The sequence below is a fragment of the Streptomyces sodiiphilus genome, assembly GCF_039529215.1.
Taxonomy (GTDB): Bacteria; Actinomycetota; Actinomycetes; order Streptomycetales; family Streptomycetaceae; genus Streptomyces; species Streptomyces sodiiphilus.
On record NZ_BAAAMJ010000050.1, the window covers coordinates 1 to 3,526 of the forward strand.

The following is a 3,526-nucleotide window of genomic DNA, read 5'->3' on the forward strand; positions in this document are numbered from 1 at the left end:
CCGTCAACAACTCCACCCCACCCGACGACCAGTCGATCCGGGACGACCGGTCCTCGGCGTGAAGAGTTCTGGGCAGCAGACCGTGCCGCATGGCCATCACTGTCTTGATGACACCGCCGACGCCCGCCGCCGCCTGGGGGTGGCCGATGTTGGACTTCAGGGAGCCCAGCCACAGCGGACGGTCCGGGGACCGGTCCTTGCCGTACGTGGCCAGCAGCGCCCCGGCCTCGATCGGGTCACCCAGCGACGTACCCGTCCCGTGCGCCTCCACCGCGTCCACATCCGACGCCGACAACCCCGCCCCCGCCAGCGCCGCCCGGATCACCCGCTGCTGCGACCGCCCGTTCGGAGCCGTCAGACCATTACTGGCACCATCCTGGTTCACCGCACTGCCACGGATCACCGCCAGCACCTCATGCCCGTGACGCCGCGCATCCGACAACCGCTCCAGCAGCAACAGGCCCACGCCCTCGCCCAGGCCCATTCCGTCGGCGCCTTCGGCGAACGCCTTGCAGCGGCCGTCCTGGGCCAGGCCGCGCTGCCGGGCGAAGCCGATCAGGCCCATCGGGGCACCCATGACAGCCGCACCGCCGGCCAGCGCGAGTGAGCAGTCGCCGGTGCGCAGTGCCTGGCAGGCCATGTGCAGCGACACCAGGGAGGAGGAGCAGGCGGTGTCGATGGTCGCAGCCGGGCCCTCCAGCCCCAGGGCATAGGCGAGCCGGCCGGACATGATGCTTGCGGAGATACCGGTGACCAGGTGACCTTCGAGGCCCTCGGGCATGTGCATCCAGTCCGGCACGTATCCCTGGTAGGCAGCCCCGATGTAGACGCCCGTCCGGCTTCCGCGCAGTGTGCCCGGGTCGATCCCGGCACGCTCGAAGGCCTCCCAGGCCGTCTCCAGCAGCAACCGCTGCTGGGGGTCCATCACGGTTGCTTCCCGCGGGGAGATACCGAAGAACGCCGGGTCGAACCGGTCCGCGTCCTGGATGAAACCGCCTTCGGTCGCGTAGCAGGTGCCCTGCCGGTCGGGGTCGGGGTCGTAGAGCCCGGCCAGGTCCCAGTCCCGGTTCCCGGGGAAGCCGGTGATGGCGTCACGGCCGCTGCTGACCAGTTCCCACAGCTCTTCCGGGGATGTCACATCGCCGGGGTAGCGGCAGCTCATCGCCACGATCGCGATGGGCTCCCGGGAAGCCGCCGTCATCTGCTGGTTGATCCGGCGCAGTCGCTCGGTCTCCTTCAGAGACTCGCGCAGCGCGCCAATGACCTTGTCGGTGCCGTTCGTCATCTCAGCTCCACACCTGGGATCTCGTCAGAGGTCGTTCTTGTCGTAGGCCATGCGGACGAGGTCGTTGACGTCCAGCTCGTCGATGGATGCGGCCGGGTCCTGCTCGGCACCGGCTCCGGGCTCCTGGCCCGAGCCCGAGATCCTGAGCAGTTCCTCCAGCAGGCCCGTCTCGCGCAGCCGGGCCAGCGGGATGGATGTCACCGCCCGGCGCACCTCGGCCTCTTCGGGGGTGAGGTCGCCGCCCTCGGCGGGTCCCTCGTCGGGGAAGAGCTCCTCCCCCACGTGGCGTGCGAGCTCTCTCGCGCTGGGGTAGTCGAAGACCACCGTGACCGGGAAACGCAGGCCGGTGGCGGCTCCCAGGCGATTGCGGAGGCTGACCGCGCTCAGCGAATCGAAGCCCAGTTCCCGGAAGGCACGCGAGACGTCGACGGCCTCGGGGGCGGAGTAGCCGAGGACGGCCGCGATGTGGGAGCGGACCAGTGTCAGCAGCTCGGTCTCCCGCTCACTCCGGGGCAGGCCGACGAGCCGGTCACGCAAGGACGCCGACGGGCCGCCCGCGTTCGCGGATTCCTGGTCCGCGCTGAGGACGCGGGCCACTTCGGGCACCTCGCCGAGCAGCGGGCTCGGCCGGGCCGACGTGAAGACGGGGACGAACCGCTCCCAGTCGACGTCGGCGACGACCACGACGGTCTCATCCCGGTCCATGACCTGCCGGAAGCCCTCGATGGCCAGCTCGGGAGCCATGAACGGGATGCCGCGTTCCCGCAGTTGTTCCTCGGCGAGGTTGGCGGCCATACCGCCCTCCTCCGGGCTCCAGATTCCCCAGACCACCGAAGTTCCGGCGAGCCCGCGGGCTCGCCGGTTCTCGGCGAGCCCGTCGAGGAAGGCGTTGGCCGCGGCATAGGCGCCGTGTTCGCCACTGCCCCAGACGGCGGAGATGGAGGAGAACAGGACGAAGGAGTCGAGCGATTCGTCGCCGAAGACGGCATCCAGGTTCGCGGCACCGGCGATCTTGGCCGTGGTCGTGCCGGCGAACTCTTCCAGCCCGGTTTCCGCCAGGGGCGCCAGGACGCCCGCGCCGGCGATGTGCATGACGGTCCGGATGACGTTCCCCCGGGCCTTCGTTTCCCGTACCAGGTCCGTCAGGGCCTGGCGGTCGGCGACATCGCATGCCGCGATCGTGACCTTCGCGCCCAGCGCGGTCAGTTCGGCCTCCAGCTTGCCGGCCCCGGGAGCCTGGGGACCGCGGCGGCTGGTGAGGAGCAGGTGCTCGGCACCGTTACGGGCCAGCCAGCGGGCGATCTGGGCTCCGATGCCGCCGGTGCCGCCCGTGAGCAGCACGGTGCCGCGCGGCGCCCAGGAGACTCCCGGCAGCGTGGGGGTGGCCCGGATCAGTCTCCGGACGAAAACCCCTGCCTCCCGGACGGCGAGCTGGTCCTCGTCGCCGATACCGGCCAGGGCAGCACACAGCCGTGTCGCGGCCCGGCTGTCCAGGGTGTCCCCGGGGAGATCCACCATGCCGCCCCAGCGCTGCGGATGTTCGAGTGCGGCCACCCTGCCCAGGCCCCAGATCGCTGCCTCGGCCGGGCTTGCGAGCCGGTCGGAAGGAGCAACGGCGACCGCTCCGCGGCTGCCGATCCACAGTGGTGCTTCGATACCGGCGTCACCGAGGGCCTGGACGAGGGTGAAGGTGAGGGCCAGTCCGGAAGGGACTCCCGGGTGGCCGGGGTGCGGGGCATCGACGGCGCCGAGCAGGGAGAACACCCCGGCGGGTGTGGCCTGTGCCGCAGCTTCGCGCAGCAGCCCGGCCACGGTGTCCCGGTCGGTGCCGGGGACCTCGACGACCCGGACGGCGGCACCGCCCGTTTCCAGGGCGGAGCGGACGGACCGGGTGCGTTCGGTGCTGCCATGGCCCGCCGCCACGGCCAGCAGCCAGTCGCCGGCCAGGGAGGCCGGGGCCGGCTCGGGCACCTGGTTCCAGGTGACGTGGTAGCGCCAGGAGTCCAGGATGCCCTGCTCCCGGCGCCGGCGGCGCCAGGCCGACAGGGCGGGCAGCACCGCACCGAGCGAGGACCGCGCCTCGGCCTCGATGCCCAGGGCACCGCTCAGGGCGGCGGAGTCCTCGCGTTCCACGGCGGCCCAGAACTCCGCCTCCACCGGGTCGGCCGCGGCGCCCGCGGCAACGGGAACGGCTTCGTCGCGCAGCCAGTAGCGGTGGCGCTGGAAGGCGTAGGTCGGCAG

Annotated in this window: 2 protein-coding genes; both read right to left on the reverse strand. The window is 71.8% G+C overall.

Features of this window, described 5'->3' with window-relative positions:
• The coding region (locus tag ABD299_RS19985) for a beta-ketoacyl synthase N-terminal-like domain-containing protein (RefSeq protein WP_344264436.1) at positions 1-1,285 on the reverse strand (1,285 nt) is incomplete at its 3' end.
• 24 nt (positions 1,286-1,309) lie between these two features.
• The coding region (locus ABD299_RS19990; RefSeq protein ID WP_344264439.1) for an SDR family NAD(P)-dependent oxidoreductase at positions 1,310-3,526 on the reverse strand (2,217 nt) is incomplete at its 5' end.